This is a genomic window from Campylobacter sp. BCW_6465 (genome assembly GCF_001762815.1).
GTDB classification, from domain to species: domain Bacteria; phylum Campylobacterota; class Campylobacteria; order Campylobacterales; family Campylobacteraceae; genus Campylobacter_D; species Campylobacter_D jejuni.
The window spans coordinates 69569-89768 of record NZ_MJXN01000070.1 but is presented as its reverse complement, the minus strand read 5'-3'; the positions used below and the strand labels follow the sequence as shown (position 1 = coordinate 89768).

The window sequence follows — 20200 nt, the reverse complement described above, 5'->3', positions numbered from 1 at the left end:
AAATTAATTTTAAAATAATAATAACATATTTTAATTTGAATAACGGTTACTTTACAATTTTCTTAAAATTTTGCAATATTTTTTTACATTTTTTCGATAAGAAAAAAGCTTAAAGTCATTCTTTTTTGCTACAAATTTGGTGTTTTTGTGAAATAAATTTTCAAGCTTTTTTCTTGTTTTTTCAATTTGTTCAAGTGAAGTAGTATTAAAAGAATTTAAGATAATTTTTATTTCTTTTTGCTTTAAAAAGTTTAGAATATCAGTATTTTGTTTACCTAGCCAAATTTCAAAACCAAATTTAAGTCCGACTTTAAAACTAAGCATATCAAAAAGTGTTTCACGCATAGAATTTAACAAATAATTTGACATTATAAATTGTTTTCTTAAAAGAGCTTTTTCTAATTTTGTAAAAGTAAAATAAAACTCATTGCATATTTCATCAAAATCTTTTTCTGTTGGTTTCTTAATGCAAAAAACATTCTCATTTTGAGTTTTCTTAAATCTTTGATCTTTATCTATAAGCGCTTTGCTTAAAGGTTCAAATTTATAATAATGTTTCAATGATTTTAAGGGGATAAATTTAAAGTCTATTCTCACTCCATTTTTAAAAATCACCAAAAAACTCACCCAATTTTTAGGCAAATCAGCTTTATAGAATTCAAAGCTTTCAGGCGCTTGATAAAATAAAATTTTTCCAAAATTTTTAATAAATTTAGGTAATTTTGCTTTTTTGATATCTTTGCTTTTGTTTAGGTTTAATAATTTTCTCAAATTTTTAGATTTTAGAAAAAATGAAATATCATAATCTTGATATTTATCCTTTTTAGCTTTCTTATTTACTCTTGAACCTTCAAGTGTTATAAGACGAATTTGTTTATAAATAAAAGCAATATTTTTAATTTTTTCTAAAATTCTTTTTTTGCTTTGCATCTAAAAATTCCTTTTAAAAAAAATCTTAAAAGTTTTATATTTATATAATAATGATTTTTATCCATTTTGATATACTTTAAAAATATTAAATTTTTATAAATTTTTAATATTTTATTAAAAATTCTATCCTTGTTTAAGGATAAAAAAATAAAATCTCTAAGAAATCTTCGCTATAAAAATTTGTTTTATTTTATATATTCCATTCATTTAAATCGCCCCTTTATCACACAATTTCTTTATATTTAGAAGTAGCTTTGGTTGTATAAATTCTTTTATATTTTAAAATTTCTAAAGATTTTTAACATTATAAAAAAATACGTTAAAAAATCAAAAAAATTTTAACACATCAAGTATTTTTCTAATTTTTAAAAAATTATTTTCTCTCTTGACTTATAGCTACTCTAATGTTTTATAATTATAAAAAATCAAAAAAGGAGCAAAAATGCAATACAAAATTTTAGAAAACAATCGCATTGCAAGTAAAGGTTATGCAATGCTTAGCAAGGATGCGAAATTTACACCCTTTGAATTTAGCCGCCACGCTATTGGTGATAATGATATTTTGATTAAAATCCTATATGCAGGCATTTGTCATAGCGATATTCACACCGCAAGAAGCGAGTGGGGAGAAGCTACTTATCCTTGCGTGCCTGGGCATGAGATAGCAGGAGAAGTTATCGCTGTGGGTAAAAATGTGAGTAAATTTAAAGTAGGAGATTACGCAGGGGTTGGTTGTATGGTAAATTCATGTGGTGAGTGCGATGCTTGCAAACGCTCACAAGAGCAGTTTTGCGAAAATGGCAAAACCATCTTTACTTACAATAGTTGCGATGTATTTCATGGCAATGAAAACACTTATGGGGGCTACTCAAACAACATAGTTGTAAGTGAAAAATTTGCCATTTGTGTGCCAAAAAGTGCACCGATGGATAAGGTTGCACCTTTGCTTTGTGCGGGTATTACCACTTACTCGCCTTTAAAATTTTCTAAGATAAAAGAAGGCTCAAGCGTTGCTATAGCAGGCTTTGGCGGACTTGGTATGATGGCTGTAAAATACGCTGTTAAAATGGGTGCAAAGGTTAGCGTTTTTGCTAGAAATGAAAACAAAAAAGCCGATGCTTTGGCTATGGGTGTAAGCTCATTTTACACAAGCTGCGATAAAAACGCCGTAAAAGAACGCTTTGATTTAATCATCTCAACCATTCCAACGCCTTATAATCCTGCTGTTTATTTGGATTTACTTAAATTTGGTGGCGAAATGGCTATAGTTGGCTTACCTCCTGTGGAAGATAAGGTAAATATAGGCATAAACGAGCTTGTACATAAGGCAGGCAAAAAGGTTTATGGTTCGTTAATTGGCGGTATTGCTGAAACTCAAGAAATGCTTGATTTTTCTTTAAAACATGGAATTTATCCAGAAACCGAGCTTATTACCCCACAAGAAATCGATAAAGCTTATGAAAATCTAACCTCAGGAAAGGCTAAATTTCGCTATGTTATTGATATGACAAAAGAATAATTTAATACTTATCAAAAACTACATCGCTAATGTCAAATCCTCTTTGCTTAGCGATGTCTAAAAGCTCTTTTGTGCTTTTTTCATCTATTATATTTCTTGCTAAAATCCAAAGATATTTTTTATCAGGACTACCCACAATGGCAACTTTATACTCGCTATCAATAAAAATGATTTCATAATTTACTCTATTAAAAAGGTTCATAAAGATATTAAATCTCACTGCTAATTGTCTATTTGAAACGATTTTTGCCTTACCTTTTATGCTTGAAATTTCATTTTCTTTACTGCAAAAATTCTCAATCTCTACATAAGGAACACCATTTTTATATTTAAGCTCGTATTTTGCCTTTGAATTTAGGCAAGATTTTTGAAAAAAGGCGGGTTTTCTAGCCATTTCAAGCCATTCTCCCATATAATTTTGTAAAGAAAGTTCGCCAATTAATTCAAGCATTTTTTTCCTTTTTGTCTTTCTCGCCCCATTTGCACATAGCTTGTAAAATGGGAATTAAACTTTGTCCGCGTTTGGATAAGCTATATTCTACCTTGGGTGGAATTTGAGCGTATTCTTTTCTGATAATTAAACCATCATTTTCTAGTTCTCTTAAGGTATTGGTTAAAGTTTTAAAAGATATGGAGCTTAAAAAGCGTTTGAGTTCATTATAACGCACGATTTCATAGCGAAATAAGCAGTATAAAATACTCATTTTATATTTTCCATTAATTAATGCTAGAGTATAGTTAAATCCACATTCTTCGAAATTGCACTGAGAATTCTCTTTAGTCATTTAACATTCCTTTAGTATAGTATCTTACTTTATTTTCTGTATTGAAAATGATATTATGCTAAGTTATAATTGTATCATAAAATTTAAAAAAGGATAAAAATGAAAAATATACTCTTGCTTAATGGTGCTAAAGAATTTGGAAGTTCAAAAGGACAGCTTAATTTAACATTGCATAATCATGCTTTAGAAATTTTAAAAACATTAGGATACGAAGTAGATCAAACTCACATAGATCAAGGATATGATCCTAAAGAAGAGATACAAAAATTTATAAAAGCTGATGCTGTGATCTATCAAATGCCAGCTTGGTGGATGGGCGAGCCTTGGATAGTTAAAAAATATATCGATGAAGTGTTTGGTTTGGGTGCTGGAGTGCTTTTTAAAAATGATGGAAGAACTCATGAAAATCCTAGTAAAAACTACGGAAAAGGTGGTTTAGATCATGGTAAAAAATACATGTTTTCTCTCACTTGGAATGCACCTCTTGAAGCCTTTAATGATAAAAATGAATTTTTTGAAGGAAAGGGTGTAGATATGGTGTATTGGCATTTGCATAAGGCTCATGAATTTATAGGTATGAAAGCTTTACCAACTTTTATGTGTAATGATGTGGTAAAAAATCCTCAAGTGGAAAAATATCTAAACGAGTATGAACTACACTTGAAAAAAATTTTTTAAAAAATTTGACTTAAAAATTTCAAGGTGTAACATTGACTCGAACAAAGTATTTGTATATCTTGCTTGTTTTAGCTATGTTTTTATGGGGCTCATCTTGGCCTACTTCTAAGATTTTATCAGCTTATGCTGATACTTCTGTGATTACTTTTTGGCGTTTTTTCTTTGTTTTGCTAGGCTCTTTGATGGTATTAGGCTTTTTAAGAATTCCTTTAAGGCTTGAAAAATCTATTTTAAAATGGGTGCTGATAGCAGGAATTTTAAATGGGTTTTATACTTTTGTATTTTTTATTGCCATTAAGCATGGTTTAGCTGGAAAAGGCGGTGTTTTGGTTACAACTATGATTCCTATTTTTTCTTATTTTATATTTATGATAGCGATATTATTTCAAAAAGATAAAAAATCAACTCACAAGATCACAAAGAGTGAAATTTTAGGATTATTTTTAGGTTTATTATCTGGATTTTGTTTGTTAAATTTAGGGAGTTTAGAAGATTTATTTGGTAAATTTAATATTTTATTTTTAACTTGTTCTTTTATTTGGGCTTTGATAGCAGTGTTTAATCATAAAGCCAAAGGAGCTCACCCTTTGGCGATTAACTTTTATATTAATCTCATTTCTGTTTTAATGTTTTCTTGGGTATTGTTTGATGTAAAAAGTTATGAAATTTTTCATTTTGAATTTAAATTTTGGATCAGTATGTTTGTCGTTGCTTTTTTATCAACTATTATAGGTACTAGTATTTATTATTATGGGATTCACATTTTAGGGAGTGTTAAGGCAAATTCTTTTGTTTTAATCACTCCTGCTAGTGCTTTAATTTGCAGCTATTTTATACTAGATGAGGTGCCAAATGCACTTACCTTGTTAGGTTGTGCCTTGGCTATAGGTGCTATATATTTTATCAATATTTATGGCAAAAAAGCTTAGATCATTTTCTATAACCGTGGCTATTTTTGTATAGTCTCCTGTGCTTTGTCCTACTGCCATTAAAATGATAGGAATACCACTTTTTGGTACCTGTATGCTTCCAAAAACTGCAGGATCTGAAATAATATCTGTTGAGTTTTTATGCTCTATACTTTTGCTAGATTCTGTATAAATCACCATTCTATCACACTTTATAACTAGTATTTAAAAAAGCATCTATGCCTTTTTGAGTAAAAACATCTTTATTTGTTCCTAAAATAACGCGTATAATAGGATCTTTTGAGCTTTTAAAAATAGGATTTTCACATTCTCTAGCTTCTAAATTAAAAGGTATAAAAGTATTATGAGTATTTAAAATATCATCTTTTTGCAAAGCTCTTCCTTTAAAAATTCCAACTCTCATTTTAGCATCGCTGGATTTAGAGTTTAAAAAACTTTTTACTTCAAAGCTACCTGCTACGCATAAATACCCACGAAAACCTATTTTTGCTAAACCAAGTTCTAAAATATCGCCTTTATTTGCTTTATATACCTTGCAAGTTTTTATTTTTTGATTATTAAGCTTTGCCTCAAATTCAGCCCCACTTAAAACAAAATAATTCTCATCTAAAAATTTATATTTTCCACCCTTTAAATAAAGCTCAATTCCTGCTTCATCTTGTTTGTTTCCAAGTAAGATATTTGTCATTCTTAAGGCATCTTCATCCATAGCCCCACTTCTTGCTATGCCAAATTTAGCAAATTTTTTTCTACCAAAGTCTTGCAAACTCGAATTTATAAATGCTTCAATGATTTTATACTCATAAATTTCCTTTTGATAGATTTTTTAGCAACTTGCTCTTGGAACTCAAAAAATTCATCTTTTGAAATGGCTTTAAATTTTAAAAACATACCCGCTTTTAAAAGAGTGGAATTTTTTCATCTTCTTTATCAAAAAATTCCAAAGATGTTCTAGCAATGATTTACCAATCCCCTGGACTTGAAATAAGATAAACTCCTGTTTGTTTATTGGCTATACCTACACTTCCAGCTTCTATTTTTGCTCTAGGGCTTGAAAGGCGTGGGGTAAAAAGTTTTTTGTCTAAACCTCCAAGATAAGGAAAACCTGCCAAACCTAGCATAAAAACAAGATAGTAAGGCTTAGTGTGAAGAGATATAAGTTCTTCTTTTTAAATTTGATTGAAATTCTAAATCCAGTCCAAATTCTTCATCATAACAAAGTGGAACTTCTATACAAAGACTTGAGTTTTGCTCCGTAAGTTTAATATCCTTTTTAATTTTTTTCAAAAAATCAAGCAAAGAATTTAAAGAAAGTATACAAGGATTAAAGTATATAAGCAAGCTTGCATAAGTACTTATCAACTCATCAATACCATAAAATTTCACCTTCTTTTAGGGCTTTTTGTATCCTTTGTTTCGTGCTTAAAACATAAGCATTGATTTGAGGTGAAATTTCTTGTTTAATAAAAAGCAAAAGCAAAGCCTTGCTTCCACTAAAATGCACACTAAACATTGTTAAAACCTATATAAAATTTTCCAAAGCACAAATTTGAATTTGTTCTTTTTCTAAATTTTCTTTGATTTTTTTAACAAATTCTAAAGCTTTTACATTATCCCTATGAACGCAAATACTATCCGCTTTTAAATCAATTTCTTTGCCATTTATGCTTGTAACTTTGCCTTCTTTTATCATTTTTACAACGCGTTTATCGCTAAATTTTTATCAATAGCTGCTATATTATAAAGTGTGCCATAAGCTTTAAAATGCTGTATTTTCATACCTTTTGTCTTAGTAAAGCCAAAGCTCCTAGTTGATACAAGGCATGGTTTTTGACTTCTTCAAAGCTTATTTGCATATTGCGTCTTCCAAAACCCAAAAGATCAGGATAAGATGGGTGTGCTCCTATGCAAACACCATTTTGCTTGGCTAAATTTAAGGTCTTATCCATTACACAAGGATCACCCGCATGAAAGCCACAGGCGACATTTGCTGAGCTTACAAATTTTTAAAATTTTTTTCATCCATTCCCATTTTATAGGTGTCAAAACTTTCCTCTAAATCACTATTTAAATCTACTTTGAACATTATTTGACCTTGTATATTTAATTATTGATTTTATTGTATCTAAAGAAGAATTTTAAATAAGCTGAAAGTTTTGAAAAATAAATAAAAAAGTTACAATAAGTAAAAATAATATTTTAAGCAGGCTAAAACCTGCTTAATTTTAATCTTTCCTTGTTTTTGCATCAACTACGAATAAAGGTTTATAGAGCAGTTTAAATCCGCTAATAAAACTTAAAGTATCGTCACTTGTAAGCCAATTGATAAATTTTTTAGCTTCAGTATAATTAACATTTTTGCAATGTTTAGGATTTGTTGCTATAACAGAATAAAAATTTTTAAGGCTATCATTACCTTCATTTACAATGACTAAACTTGGATTTCCTTTTTCACTGGCTTCATATTTGATATAAGTGCCACGATCAGTTAAAATCACACCTTTTTTTTCTTCAGCGATTTTAATGCTTGCTAGCATACCTTGTCCACTTTGTTGATACCAGTTTTCTTTTTCAGGCACACCACCAAGATCTTTCCAAAGACTTTTTTCTTTATTATCAGTACCCGATTTATCGCCTCTTGAGATGAAAGTGAGTTTTTCATTTTTGATAAGTTCTAAACTTTCTTTTAAATTTTTGCCTTTAAATTTAGAAGCTATTGATTTATCCGCAATGATGATAAAATCATTATACATCACAGGGGTTCTATCCACGCCAAAACCTTTTTTTATAAATTCTTTTTCTGCTTTTGGAGAGTGTACAAAAAGTACATCAGCATTGCAATCTTCACCCATTTTTAAAGCCGCACCTGTTCCTACTGCAACCCATTTTAAGGTATTGCCGCTTTCTTGTTCATAAAGAGGCTTTAGAGCATCTAAAAGTCCTGTATTGTCAGTGCTTGTTGTGGTTGCCATTTTAAGTTCTGCTGCACTTGCACTTAAAGCTAAAGCAAGGGCTAAAGAAATGATTTTTTTCATTTTTTCTCCTTATAAATTTACATAAAAAAATATTTTAGCATAATTATGCTAAAATTACTTATTTTAAAAAGGATATTTTTGGATTATATTTTTGATGGTTTTAAACAAGCTTTATTTTTACTTTTTAATGCTGATGAAAGTGTAATTTCAGCTATAAAAACTACACTTTTAAGCTCAAGTATTTCTATAGTTTTAGCTTTGCTCATAGGTTTTCCTTTGGGATTTATCTTAGGCTTTTTTGATTTTAAATTTAAACGCTTTATAAAACTTATCATAGATACTAGCCTTTCTTTTCCAACAGTTGCGGTAGGACTTATACTTTATGCACTGATTTCAAGTCGAGGACCTTTGGGAGAATTTGGACTACTTTTTACTATAAAGGCTTTAATTTTAGGGCAGTTTATTTTAGCACTTCCTATAGTGATCGCACTTTTTTCAAATTTGATAGAAAATATGAATAAAAAACATTTTTTACTTATAAAATCTTTTCACTTAAGTCCTTTAAAACTTGTTTTAATGATGATTTATGAATTACGCTTTGCTTTGATTAGCGTCGTTGCACTAGCTTATGGACGCATTGTAGCAGAAGTAGGAGTAGCGATGATAGTGGGTGGAAATATTAAATACGACACTAGAACCATAACCACGGCTATTTCTCTTGAAACCAACAAAGGCGAATTTGCTAGTGGTATAGCTTTGGCTTTGGTTTTAATTCTCATTGCCTTTTGTTTAAATTTCATTACACACAAACTTAAAAGAACATAAAATGATAGAAATTTCTAATCTTTTTTTCAACTATCAAAACAAAGAAGTTTTAAAAATTAAAAATTTAAAACTTGATACAAGTAAAATTAGCATCTTAATGGGAACGAATGGAAGTGGAAAATCTACATTTTTAAGAATATTAAAATTTTTAGAAGGAGATTTTTCAAAAAATATTTCTTATTTTGGAAATTTTAAACTTAATAATAAACAAAAGCGTGAAATTTATTTGCTTTTTCCAGAGCCTATTTTGTTAAATCGTAGCGTAAGGGCAAATTTTTTATTTACTTTAAAAACTTATGGGATTAAAGAAGATATCGAAGAACGTATAAAAGAAAGTTTGATGTTTTTAAATTTAGATGAAAGTCTTTTAAGTAAATATCCTAATGAACTTTCATCAGGACAAAGTCAAAAAATAGCTTTTGCTATAGCTTTAAGCGTAAGAGCGAAGTATTATTTACTTGATGAACCGAGTGCTTTTTTGGATAAAAATACTACGCTTTTATTTAAAAAAGCTATTCTTAAAATGCACGAAAATTTCAATACAGGTTTTTTAATCGCAAGCCATGATAAACATTTTTTAGATTCTTTGGCTCAAAAAAAACTTTATTTACACAGTGGAGAAATTTTAGAATTTGAAAATACTAATGTTTTTGAGCTAGAAAATCAAGGTGTAAAATTTTGTAATTTTATAGATTTTAGTAATTGTAAAAAATATAAAGATTTTAAAAAACCTCCAAGTAAAATTGCGATTGATCCTTATAAAATTTCTTTTTTTAATTCTAAAAATATCCCAAAAAATAATTATGAGTTTATTTTAGAAAAATGTTATATTATAGCACTTAGAAGTAGGAAAAGTGATGTTTTTATAAGGGTAAGTTGTATGGATAAAATTTTAGAATTTGCTTTAGAAAAACAAGAATTTTTAAAATTCGATTTAAAATTATACAAAGAACTCAGTCTTTATTTTTATGAAGATGCAATATGTTTCTTAAATTAACATACATTATAAAATTTAAATAAAATATTACAAATATTCTCATTTTTTATAAAATTTATCTTAATTATTTTTTAAATTTGTATTTAATACAAATAAACTCTTATATAATGTTTAAAAATAATCATAAAGGAGTTTTTATGCTTAATCAAAATAATCAAGAGCTTTTTAAGCCAAGTAAAGAATTTTCTCGTAATGCTCGTATAAAAAATTTATGTGAATACTATGATTTATGCGATGAAGCCAAGGAAGATTTTGAAGGTTTTTGGAAAAGACAAGCACTTGAGAAGATCGAGTGGTTTTCGCCTTTTTCAAGAGTGCTAAATGAGGATAAAGCTCCATTTTATAAATGGTTTGAAGGTGGAACTTTAAATGTAAGCTATCAATGTCTTGATCGTCATATGAAAACAAGACGCAATAAAGCTGCTTTGATTTTTGAAGGTGAAATGGGGGATTATGAAGTTTATACTTATAGAAGATTATTGCATGAAACTTGCAAGGCAGCCAATTTGCTTAAAAAATTCGGAGTAAAAAAAGGCGATAGGGTTGTAATTTATATGCCTATGATTGCAGAAACAGCTATAGTAATGTTAGCTTGTGCAAGGATTGGGGCTATTCATAGTGTGGTATTTGGAGGGTTTTCTCCTGAAGCCTTAAGAGATAGAATTATAGATGCAGGAGCTAAACTTGTAGTAACGGCTGATGGTGCTTTTCGTCGTGGCAAACCTTATATGTTAAAACCTGCAGTAGATAAGGCTTTAAGTGAAGGGTGTGAAAGTGTAGAAAAAGTACTTATAGTTATACGCAATAATGAGCCTATAGAATATATTAAAGGAAGGGACTATGTTTATAACGAACTTGTGAAAAATGAATCTTATAAGTGTGAACCCGAAATCATGGATAGCGAGGATTTGTTGTTTTTGCTTTACACTTCAGGATCAACAGGCAAGCCAAAAGGAGTTATGCATGCAAGTGCAGGATATATACTTTGGGCACAAATGACTATGGAATGGGTTTTTGATATTAAAGATTATGATAATTATTGGTGTAGTGCTGATGTGGGTTGGATTACAGGACATACTTATGTAGTTTATGGGCCTTTAGCATGTGGAGCAACGACTATAATGCATGAAGGAACTCCTACTTATCCAAATTCTGGGCGTTGGTGGAGAATGATAGAAGAGTATCAAATAAGCAAATTCTACACTTCGCCAACTGCTATAAGAATGCTTCATGCTGATGCACCTGATGAGCCAAGAAAATATGATTTAAGTACGCTTGAAGTGCTTGGAACGGTTGGAGAGCCTATCAATCCTAGTGCTTGGAAGTGGTTTTATGATGAAATAGGGGGAACTAAAAGTCCTATAGTCGATACTTGGTGGCAAACAGAAACAGGTGGGCATATGATCACGCCTTTACCAGGCGCTACTCCTTTAAAACCAGGTTGTGCCACCTTGCCTTTGCCAGGAATTTTTGCAGAAGTTATTGATGAAGAAGGCAATAAAAAAGATGAGAGTGAAGATGGATTGCTTTGTATAACTAAACCTTGGCCTTCGATGATTCGTGGAATTTGGGGTAATGATGAACGCTATATAGAAAGTTATTTTTCTCAAGCTAGAAAAGATGGAAAAGCTGTATATTTTAGTGGCGATGGTGCTTTTTATGATAAAAATGGTTATATTACCATCACAGGAAGAACAGATGATGTGGTTAATGTTGCAGGACATCGTATAGGAACGGCTGAAATTGAAAGCGCTATTGCTAAACATCCAAGTGTAGCAGAATCAGCTGTAGTGAGTATTTTGGATGCGATTAAGGGTGAGTCATTGTTTGCTTTTGTGGTTTTAAGTCCTGCATCCAGTTGTGATCTTGGCGGAGCTATAGAAACTTTAAAAGAACTTAATGACATTTTAAGAGTAGAAATAGGACCTATAGCTAAAATAGAAAAAATTCTTTATACTCCAGGTTTGCCAAAAACTAGAAGTGGTAAAATAATGAGAAGAATTTTAAGAACTATAGCAAGAGGTGAAGAAATCAAACAGGATATTTCAACGCTCGAAGATTCTGGAGTAGTAGAAACTATTGTTAAATTAGCTAAGGCAGAGTTTGAATAACAAGGCAAAAAGAACTTTGCCTTGTTGCATAAAAATTCATAAAAATAAGCTATAATGATAAAAAAATAAAAGGAAATTTTTATGCTTCAAACTTGTATTTTCCCTGCGGCAGGTTATGGGACAAGATTTTTACCTGCAACAAAAACTTTACCTAAAGAGATGTTGCCTATCTTAACTAAACCTTTGATTCATTATGGGGTTGATGAAGCTTTGGAAGCAGGAATGGAAAATATGGGCTTTGTCACAGGGCGTGGAAAAAGAGCTTTAGAAGATTATTTTGATATTTCTTATGAACTTGAGCATCAAATTTCAGGTACAAAAAAAGAATACTTACTTGATGAAATTCGTTCTTTAATCAATCGTTGTACCTTTACTTTTACAAGACAAAATCAAATGAAAGGTTTAGGTGATGCGGTTTTAAAAGGTAAACCTTTGGTTGGCGATGAAGCTTTTGGTGTAATTTTGGCTGATGATTTGTGTGTCAATGAAGAAGGCTTAAATGTTATGGCTCAAATGGTAAAAATTTATGAAAAATATCGCTGCACCATCATAGCTGTGATGGAAGTACCAAAAGAACAAGTTTCAAATTATGGAGTAATTTCTGGAAATTTTGTAGAAGAAAATCTTATCATGGTTAATTCTATGATAGAAAAACCAAGTCCTGATGAAGCTCCAAGTAATCTTGCTATCATAGGAAGATATATTTTAACTCCTGATATTTTTGGAATTTTAGAAAATACTAAAGTAGGAAAAAATGGCGAAATTCAACTTACCGACGCGCTTTTAACTCAAGCAACCAATGGTATGGTTTTAGCTTATAAATTTCAAGGGAAGCGCTTTGATTGTGGAAGCGTAGAAGGCTTTGTAGAGGCGACAAATTATTTTTACGAGAAAAGTAAATGTTAAACAATACACTTTTTTTTAAGCAAAGTGAAATTCACACTATAAGTTCTTATGCAAATCGTATTAATGATGAGGTAAAAAGTGGAGATGTAGGGTATTATCATCTTATTGACACAAGTTTGAATTTAATCGATGAGAGCTTGAAATTTATTCAAGATAAAGAATATGTAAAAAATATCGTTTTAGTGGGAATGGGAGGTTCAAGTTGTGGTGTAAAAGCCTTGCGCGATATGCTTTTTAATGAAAAAAGTAACCAAAGAGAGCTTTTTATACTCGATAACACAAGCTCACATTCTTTTAATAAGACTTTAGAAAAAATCAAGCTTGAAGAAAGTTTGTTTTTAATCATCAGTAAAACAGGTAGCACTATAGAAGTCGTATCACTTTTTAAACTTCTTATTGAACATTTTAAACTTGATATGCAAGAATTAAAAAAATACTTTGTTTTTATTACTGATAAGGATTCAAAACTTCATAAAGAAGGTGAAAATTTAGGTATTAAATGCTTTTTTATCCCTGCAAATGTAGGAGGTCGTTTTAGCATACTTTCAGCCGTGGGTATAGTTCCACTTTGTTTTTGTGGCTATAATGCCAAAGCTCTTTTAGAAGGAGCTAAAGCTTGTTTTGAAGATTTTTTTACTCGCAAAAAAGATGAAATTTTACAAAAGGCTTATCATTATTGCACACACAAAAATGCCAATATCAATGTGCTTTTTTCATATAGTGATGCTTTTAAAGGCTTTAACGAATGGTATATCCAGCTTATTGCTGAAAGTTTAGGTAAAAAGCAAGGCTATAAACGCATAGGTTTAACTCCTGTTGCACTCATTGGAGCAAGAGATCAGCATAGTTTTTTACAACTCATCATGGATGGACCTAAAAATAAAACTGTAACTTTTTTAAAAATCAAAGACGCTCAAAAAGCACCTATTATCCCTGATATTCATTTTAAATTTTTAGATTCTTTAAGTAATAAAGTCAATCTTCACGAACTTTTAAACGCCCAATGTGATGCAACTATGCATGCTTTAATCGCCGAAAATTTGAGTGTTGATGTGATAGAACTTGAAAAACTTGACGCTTGGCATGCGGGATATTTGATGTATTATTATGAACTTTTTACTTCAACTTGCGGTGTTATGCTAGGGATTAACACTTATGATCAACCTGGTGTGGAAGTTGGAAAGTTGATCTTAAAAAATATATTAAATTCTTAATCAAAATTCATTAAAAAAGAGTATAATGATTTTAAATTAAAATTATAATAAAAATTTTTAATTAATAATAATTATTATTTAAGAATTTTATGTTATAATTTTAAAAATCAAAAAAGGAGTCAATCATGTCAGTTACAAAACAATTATTACAAATGCAAGCAGATGCTCATCATCTATGGGTTAAATTTCATAATTATCACTGGAATGTAAAAGGTTTGCAATTTTTTTCTATACACGAGTACACAGAAAAAGCTTATGAAGAAATGGCAGAACTTTTTGATAGTTGTGCTGAAAGAGTTTTACAACTTGGCGAAAAAGCCATCACTTGCCAAAAAGTTTTAATGGAAAATGCAAAAAGTCCAAAAGTTGCAAAAGATTGCTTTACTCCACTTGAAGTCATAGAACTGATCAAACAAGATTATGAATATCTTTTAGCAGAATTTAAAAAACTCAATGAAGCAGCAGAAAAAGAAAGTGATACCACAACAGCTGCTTTTGCGCAAGAAAATATCGCAAAATATGAAAAAAGTCTTTGGATGATAGGCGCTACTTTGCAAGGTGCTTGCAAAATGTAATTTAAGGGGCTTTATGCCCCAATTATACAAACTAGGTTATAATATCCTTTTTTAAAGGATAAAATTGAAAGTACTTAATTTTTTTTATGAAAACCATCCTAAATTTGAAGTAAGTTATGAAAGAAAAAATCAAATTTCAAAACCAAATATTATCATAAAAGGCCCACGATTTTGTGGTAAAAAAACACTTATTTTTAATTTTTTATCTCAATTTAAAGCAAGTGAAATTTTGTTTTTAGATTTATATGATACACGCTTTGAAAAACAAAGTTTAGAAAGACTTGCTGATTTTTTGAATGAAAATTTACAAATTAAAATTCTTTGCCTTTATAATTTGGATTTTATCCCTAATTTAGAAAAAATTAAAATTCCCATCATCTTAAGTACAAATATAAAAGATTTAAATATAAATGGGTTTGAAGAACTTGAACTTGATTATTTTGATTTTGAAGAATTTATTAGTGTAAGTAAGAAAAATTTACCTATAAATAATTTAGTAGGTCTTTTTTTGCAAAGTGGACGCAGTAAATTTGGAGAAAAAAACATACTTCTAAGACAAAGCTTTACTCTTTTAGAATTAGAAATTTTAAAGTATTTAGCTTTAAATTTGGGTCAGCAAATCAGTATTTCTAAGATATTTATAGAACTTAAAAAAATATTAAAAACTTCAAAAGATAGTGTTTATCAAGCTATAAAAAAATTAGAAAATACTTATGTGATCTATACTTTAAAACATGATGAAAAAAAACTTCAAAAGATTTATTTTAAAGATTTTGGCCTAAGAAATAATCTTTGTATTTCAAAGGATTTTTCGCATTTATTTGAAAATTTAGTTTTAAGCGAGTTGTTTAAATTTAAAGAAGATTTTTTTTATAACAAATACTTTAACTTTTATAGCCAAATATCTAAAATTGCTTATATTTCAAGTCCAACTTTAGATATTGATTTGATTAAATTACGTGCTAAGAAAATTTTACCAAAGGCTTTAGAACTTGGAATTTTTCATGTGATTTTTATCACTCTTTCAAGCGAGGATAGTTTTTTTGAGCAAGGGGTTAAATTTGAAGTCATATCTTTTGATAAATTTTCACTTGGATTTTAGGTGTTGTTTGAGTTTGTATCGTATTTTTCAAGGTTGTATCGTTTGATGATTTTTGTAATAAGATTGATATAATATCCCTTGCGTTCAGAATAAGAATCTAAAGTTTTAATAGCCTCTAGCCCTGTTATCTCTTTGCCTTCGCTTTCAAATTTAGCTCTTGCATCGCGAAACTTTTCATAAGCAAAATGACGATTTAAATTTAAAACATAAGAGTCAACACTATCTTGCAGACTATCAAAAATTTTAATTTTGTGTTTTTTATCTGGATGTCTTAAATCAGGAATTAAACCTTTCTCACCCCAAGTCCATTCTCCAAAAAGATTGTTTGCTTCTCTTGCGAAGCGACTGGTACCTGTAGCACTTTCAACTAAAGCTTGGGCTATACCCATGGATTTTGGAATTTTTTGAATACGTTTTTTATATTCTGCAAAATCATAAAGATTTTCAATGCGATATTTGTTTTTTATCGTGATAAGTTTTTCAAGATTTATTTGGTTTGAAGTCCTAAAGCCTGTTTTGTAAGCATCTTTAAAAAAGGCTTCGATAAAAGCTCTTTCTTGTTCAATTTTTTTAAAGCTTTGATCAAACATTTCATTCATTTTTATAAAAAAAATTTGTCTTTTTTGATCTATATCAAGTTTGTAATATTCTTCTCCAAATCCACTCTTTAGATCATCAGCAAAAAGTGGGATTAGAAAAAGACTAAAAAAAATTATAATTGGCTTCAAAACAATACTTTACCTTTCCTTCAAAAAACAATTCTTCATTTTTATATGCAAACCCTATCTCTTCACCACTTTTAGGAGTTATTTTAACTTTATTTTGTACTTTTTTATTTAAAAATGCCAGATAAAAACAAGCCCCCATTCCTGTGCCACAAGCTAAGGTTTCATCTTCAACTCCGCGTTCATAGGTGCGAACTTTTAAATGATTTTCATCTAAAATTTTTACAAAATTAACATTGGCATTATATTTTTGTCTCATTTTTTGACAAAGCATTGTATCAAATTCATCTAAATTTTGACAAAAATGTACTAGATGTGGAACTCCAGTGTTACAAAGTTGCCAAGTTTTTCCTAACTCTTCAAAAGTATTTTGCACGCTTTTTATTTTGCCTAAAGATACTTCAACTTTATCTTGATTTACCTTTGCTTTTATTATTCCTGCACCGGTTAAAAAACTCATGTTAGGATTTATTTTGTTAATATGATGTGCAAAATGTGCCGCAGCCCTTGAGCCATTGCCACACATAGCAGCCCTTGAGCCATCGTTATTATAAAATTCCCATTCAAAGTCGTATTTTTCATGAGGCAATATCACGATAAAGCCATCCCCACCTATGCCCTCATAACGATTGCAAAGTTCTTTAGCTAAAGCACTTCTATCTTCTTTTCTATCAGCATTTGTTATGACAAAATCATTCCCACTTGCACAATATTTATAAAATTTCACATTTTTCCTTTAGAAATTTCTTGTATTACTTTAACACATTCTTGCCTAAAATCGGCATAAGAGTTAGTATTTTTAATGATAAAATCTGCTTTTTTAAGTTTTTCTTCAATATCTATTTGAGAATCAAGTCTCGCTTTTGCAGCTTCTAAGCTAAGCTTATCTCTTTGCATGATTCTTTTAAGGCTTAATTCTTTGGGTGTGTAAATTACTATGACTTTGCCTAAATTTTCATAAGTACCGCTTTCAAAAAAAAGAGGAATTTCTACAAAAAAAGCTTTATTTTCTTTATCTAGAATTTGCATTTGTTCTAAAATTTTAGCTCGAATTTTAGGATGAGTGAAATTTTCTAAGGTTTTTTTAGCTTCTTTGTTGTTAAAAACAATTTCTCCAAGGATTTTTCTATCGATTTTCTTTTCTTTTGTGAGTAAATTTTTTAAGTTAAAGGGAGAAAAAATCTTTTCAAGTTCTAAAGCATTTTCATCTAAAATTTTATGAGCAATTTTATCTGCGCTAATGCTTTTAAAGCCTAAAGAATTCGCTATTTCTATAAAAGTGCTTTTACCACAAGCAATTGAAGCGGTTACAAAAAAAGCATTTTTCATCTTATGCCTTATTAAAACTTTTTTCGTTAAAATACCTTTTTAGTTCTTAAAGGAAAATAAATGAAAATTTCATATGAAGATGCAGGCGTAAGTATAGATAATGGAAATGCCTTTGTAGAGGCTATAAAACCTTTGGTTAAAGAAACTTTTAATGATAATGTTGTAGGCGGAATTGGTTCTTTTGCTGGTGCTTTTAGAATGCCAAGTGGTTTTAAAAAGCCTGTGATTTTAGGTGCAACAGATGGTGTTGGTACCAAGCTTCGCTTGGCAATTGATGCTAAAAAATATGATACTATAGGGCAAGATTTAGTAGCAATGTGTGTGAATGATTTGATTTGTAATTTTGCTACGCCTTTGTTTTTCCTAGATTATTATGCTACAGCCAAGCTCGAAGTAGAAGTAGCAAAGGTTGTTGTATCAGGCATTGCCAAGGGATGTAAGATGGCAAATTGTGCATTAATCGGCGGAGAAACTGCTGAAATGCCTGGAATGTATGCAAAAGATGATTTTGATCTTGCGGGTTTTGCAGTGGGTATGGCTGAAGAAGATGAGATTGATAGAAGTAAATTTGTTAAAAATGGTGATATTTTATTGGCACTTCCTAGTTCAGGACTTCATTCAAATGGTTATTCTTTAGCTAGAAAAGTACTTTTTGAAAGTTTAAAATTAAAATTTGATGACAAGATAGAGGGTAAAAATTTAATTGATATTTTGTTAGAACCTACAAGGATTTATGTGCGTGATTTTCTTACACTAAAGCCTTATATCAGTGCTCTAGCACATATTACAGGGGGTGGTTTAGTAGAAAATTTACCACGCGTTTTACCTCGTGGTATGGGTGCAACTATACGCAAACATCATCTTAAAACTCCTGAAATTTTTTATACTATAGGACAGGCTGTAGAAGAAAGCGAAATGTATAGAAGCTTTAACATGGGAGCGGGTTTAGTAATGGTTGTAGATCCTTCTAATGTAAGTAAGGTTTTAGAAAATTCAGATGCCTTTATTATCGGCGAAATTTGCATTAATGAAGGTATTGTTTTAGAGTGAAAATAAAGCGTCAATACGCTTTATTTGTGTATTTTAAGTTCTATTTTTGTAGTGTTTTGTTCTTTTGGCAAAGGATTGGTTTGTGCTAGATAAAAGGCTACGAGTACATTTACAAGCATAGCGATAAGTAAAAGAGGAGTGGTTCGTTTTATAATATCCATTGGAGCTACTTTTGCAAATCCAGCTAAAGCTATGATTCCGCCTGCTATTGGTGAAGCTGCACGACCTAAACAAGATGCAATTTCTATAGGTAAAACTAGAGTAATAGGTGCAACGCCTAATTTTGTAGCCATATCAGGAGCTAGTTTTCCAAAAGCATTAAAAGCAGCAATTCCACTTCCCATAATCACTGTGGCAAAATAAACTAAAAAGCTTAAAATAGCTATACTCAAAAGAATTCCAAACCATGCAAAATTTCCTGTTCCAAGATTTGAAACCGCGTTAGCAAGGATATTAACTCCACCAAGTGCTTTAATGCCTTCAGCAAATACTCCAGCAGCGATGATTATGCTTACGACTGAGATAAAAATTTCAGCCATAGCTTTTAAAATCACCATCATATCTTCGCCTAATTTTCTAGCATTTCTGTGTCTTGCAAATTCAACAAGAAAAACTAAAGAAATACTTACAAAATTTGCTGTCACAACATCGAGCTTGATAGTAAAAAAATACGCTGTAAATAAAAATACAACAGGTAACCAAGGAAAGAGTATGTAAAAAGTGGGACATTTAGGATCAATGATTTGCGGAATTTCAACTTCATCATTTAAAACACCTTTTTCTTTATCTCTTTTATCAATCCAAGCAAAATAAAAAGGAATCAAGATGGCAATAACTACAACATAGGCAATCACACTATAAATTTGGTAATTTAAAAAAAGCCCTACGACATTATCGCTTTGTCCTACCATATCTGCCATATTGATTGAATTTCCATCTTTTGGACCATAATCAAGTGCAATTAAAGAAAGCACGCATACAGCTGTAATAGGACGGATTTTAAGTGAGATTAAAACAGGATAAATACATGCTAACAAAAGCAAAAGCAATCCAGCATAGCTAGAAATGACAATTTTTAAAGCCATTCCAACAACAAAAGTTCCACTTAAAATCAAGTATTTATTTTTGATTTTTTCTAAGGGTTTATTTGCTAAAAAAGCAAGTTTTGCCGAAGCATTGATATGTTTCATATAAGCAGCAAAACCTGCCACACTCATGATAATAAGTCCTACTCCAGAAAGCTGGCTTTTAAAAGTTGCTGTGATAAAAGCATAGCTATCAAGTAAAACATTCAAAAAGCTTGCATGTTCTCTGCTTGGGGCTTTTGGTATAGGTGTTCCTGTGATGTAAAAAGCAAAAATAAGCAAGATAATACCTGAAAGAAAAAATACAAAAATGGGATTGTATTTTTTGAGTATATAATAAGCAACGACAATTACCGCTAAAAGTGTAGAACATATCATAAAAATTGGCATGATTTCTCCTGAATTTACAGCTTATGAATTTAATTTTAGCTAAATTTTTAAATAAAAAATATTTTTTATTTAAAA

18 protein-coding genes and 4 pseudogenes are annotated in these 20200 nt (G+C 30.1%); 11 read left to right on the top strand and 11 right to left on the bottom strand.

Translation table 11 applies throughout. The features are described from left to right. Positions 1-51 precede the first annotated feature (51 nt). Positions 52-930, bottom strand: a complete 879-nt coding sequence (locus AJ886_RS04380) for an aminoglycoside 6-adenylyltransferase (RefSeq protein ID WP_070274150.1) — start codon at positions 928-930, stop codon at positions 52-54. Positions 931-1372: 442 nt separating this feature from the next. Here AJ886_RS04380 and AJ886_RS04375 point away from each other — a divergent pair, with 442 nt between their 5' ends. Beyond that, positions 1373-2449 carry an NAD(P)-dependent alcohol dehydrogenase gene (locus tag AJ886_RS04375; RefSeq protein ID WP_053872489.1) on the top strand — a complete coding sequence of 359 codons (1077 nt, stop codon included), beginning with the start codon at positions 1373-1375 and terminating at the stop codon, positions 2447-2449. Between the two features lies 1 nt (position 2450). On the opposite strand, the gene AJ886_RS04370 is transcribed toward AJ886_RS04375, so the two are convergent. Beyond that, on the bottom strand, positions 2451-2900 hold the full coding sequence (locus AJ886_RS04370) for a lipocalin family protein (RefSeq protein ID WP_070278710.1): 450 nt from the start codon (positions 2898-2900) through the stop codon (positions 2451-2453). Next, positions 2888-3234 (bottom strand): annotated as a pseudogene (rrpA, locus tag AJ886_RS04365) (MarR family transcription factor RrpA). Before rrpA ends, AJ886_RS04370 begins: the two are co-directional and overlap by 13 nt. A 99-nt stretch (positions 3235-3333) precedes the next feature. On the opposite strand from rrpA, the gene AJ886_RS04360 reads away from it, so the two are divergent. Both AJ886_RS04360 and AJ886_RS04355 read left to right on the top strand, forming a co-directional pair. After that, a complete protein-coding gene (locus tag AJ886_RS04360; RefSeq protein WP_002867872.1) occupies positions 3334-3912 on the top strand; it encodes an NAD(P)H-dependent oxidoreductase in 579 nt (192 codons plus the stop codon). Between the two features lie 32 nt (positions 3913-3944). Continuing rightward, a complete protein-coding gene (locus AJ886_RS04355) occupies positions 3945-4841 on the top strand; it encodes a DMT family transporter (protein ID WP_070278709.1) in 897 nt (298 codons plus the stop codon). Here the strand turns inward: AJ886_RS04355 and AJ886_RS10385 are convergent. The 4 genes and pseudogenes from AJ886_RS10385 to tupA form a co-directional block, all read right to left on the bottom strand. Continuing rightward, positions 4827-5649 (bottom strand): annotated as a pseudogene (locus tag AJ886_RS10385) (biotin-dependent carboxyltransferase family protein); the annotation flags it as partial. The gene AJ886_RS04355 and the pseudogene AJ886_RS10385 sit on opposite strands and share 15 nt — an antisense overlap. After that, a pseudogene (locus tag AJ886_RS10490) lies at positions 5635-6354 on the bottom strand (5-oxoprolinase subunit B family protein); the annotation flags it as partial. The pseudogenes AJ886_RS10490 and AJ886_RS10385, both read right to left, overlap by 15 nt. Before the next feature lie 9 nt (positions 6355-6363). Continuing rightward, positions 6364-6927, bottom strand: a pseudogene (locus tag AJ886_RS04340) (5-oxoprolinase subunit PxpA). Positions 6928-7066: 139 nt separating this feature from the next. Further along, a complete protein-coding gene (gene tupA / locus AJ886_RS04335; RefSeq protein WP_002862184.1) occupies positions 7067-7876 on the bottom strand; it encodes a tungstate ABC transporter substrate-binding protein TupA in 810 nt (269 codons plus the stop codon). 78 nt (positions 7877-7954) lie between these two features. Between tupA and tupB the strand changes: the two genes are divergently transcribed. The 7 genes from tupB to AJ886_RS04300 all read left to right on the top strand — a co-directional run bounded on the left by tupB (position 7955) and on the right by AJ886_RS04300 (position 15546). Beyond that, complete coding sequence (tupB, locus tag AJ886_RS04330) at positions 7955-8641, top strand: tungstate ABC transporter permease TupB (RefSeq protein ID WP_002871132.1); 687 nt, start codon at positions 7955-7957, stop codon at positions 8639-8641. A gap of 1 nt (position 8642) precedes the next feature. Then, positions 8643-9638: a tungstate ABC transporter ATP-binding protein TupC gene (gene tupC, locus AJ886_RS04325; protein WP_044778913.1), complete on the top strand. Its 996-nt coding sequence runs from the start codon at positions 8643-8645 to the stop codon at positions 9636-9638. A 137-nt stretch (positions 9639-9775) separates the two neighbouring features. Further along, complete coding sequence (gene acs, locus AJ886_RS04320) at positions 9776-11749, top strand: acetate--CoA ligase (protein WP_070287188.1); 1974 nt, start codon at positions 9776-9778, stop codon at positions 11747-11749. Between the two features lie 81 nt (positions 11750-11830). Further along, positions 11831-12655, top strand: coding sequence for a UTP--glucose-1-phosphate uridylyltransferase GalU (gene galU / locus AJ886_RS04315; RefSeq protein WP_070287187.1), 825 nt, complete (start codon positions 11831-11833; stop codon positions 12653-12655). After that, on the top strand, positions 12649-13869 hold the full coding sequence (locus tag AJ886_RS04310) for a glucose-6-phosphate isomerase (protein ID WP_070287185.1): 1221 nt from the start codon (positions 12649-12651) through the stop codon (positions 13867-13869). The genes galU and AJ886_RS04310 overlap by 7 nt, the downstream gene beginning before the upstream one ends. A 125-nt stretch (positions 13870-13994) precedes the next feature. Further along, entirely contained in the window at positions 13995-14444 is a 450-nt protein-coding gene (locus tag AJ886_RS04305; protein WP_002851546.1) for a Dps family protein, read from the top strand. A 64-nt stretch (positions 14445-14508) separates the two neighbouring features. Next, positions 14509-15546 carry a DUF4143 domain-containing protein gene (locus AJ886_RS04300; protein ID WP_002898615.1) on the top strand — a complete coding sequence of 346 codons (1038 nt, stop codon included), beginning with the start codon at positions 14509-14511 and terminating at the stop codon, positions 15544-15546. Here AJ886_RS04300 and AJ886_RS04295 read toward each other — a convergent pair. Genes AJ886_RS04295 through coaE form a run of 3 tightly spaced genes read right to left on the bottom strand, consistent with a single transcriptional unit; the run spans position 15543 to position 17600 of the window. After that, complete coding sequence (locus AJ886_RS04295; RefSeq protein WP_002851407.1) at positions 15543-16274, bottom strand: glucosaminidase domain-containing protein; 732 nt, start codon at positions 16272-16274, stop codon at positions 15543-15545. The genes AJ886_RS04300 and AJ886_RS04295 overlap by 4 nt on opposite strands. Next, positions 16249-16998, bottom strand: a complete 750-nt coding sequence (dapF, locus tag AJ886_RS04290; RefSeq protein ID WP_002898613.1) for a diaminopimelate epimerase — start codon at positions 16996-16998, stop codon at positions 16249-16251. Before dapF ends, AJ886_RS04295 begins: the two co-directional genes overlap by 26 nt. Beyond that, a complete protein-coding gene (gene coaE, locus AJ886_RS04285; RefSeq protein WP_070287183.1) occupies positions 16995-17600 on the bottom strand; it encodes a dephospho-CoA kinase in 606 nt (201 codons plus the stop codon). Before coaE ends, dapF begins: the two co-directional genes overlap by 4 nt. A gap of 60 nt (positions 17601-17660) precedes the next feature. Between coaE and purM the strand changes: the two genes are divergently transcribed. Next, positions 17661-18650, top strand: a complete 990-nt coding sequence (gene purM / locus AJ886_RS04280; RefSeq protein WP_070287181.1) for a phosphoribosylformylglycinamidine cyclo-ligase — start codon at positions 17661-17663, stop codon at positions 18648-18650. A 20-nt stretch (positions 18651-18670) separates the two neighbouring features. Here the strand turns inward: purM and dcuC are convergent, their stop codons facing one another. Beyond that, positions 18671-20125, bottom strand: a complete 1455-nt coding sequence (dcuC, locus tag AJ886_RS04275; protein WP_070284003.1) for a C4-dicarboxylate transporter DcuC — start codon at positions 20123-20125, stop codon at positions 18671-18673. Positions 20126-20200: the final 75 nt, after the last annotated feature.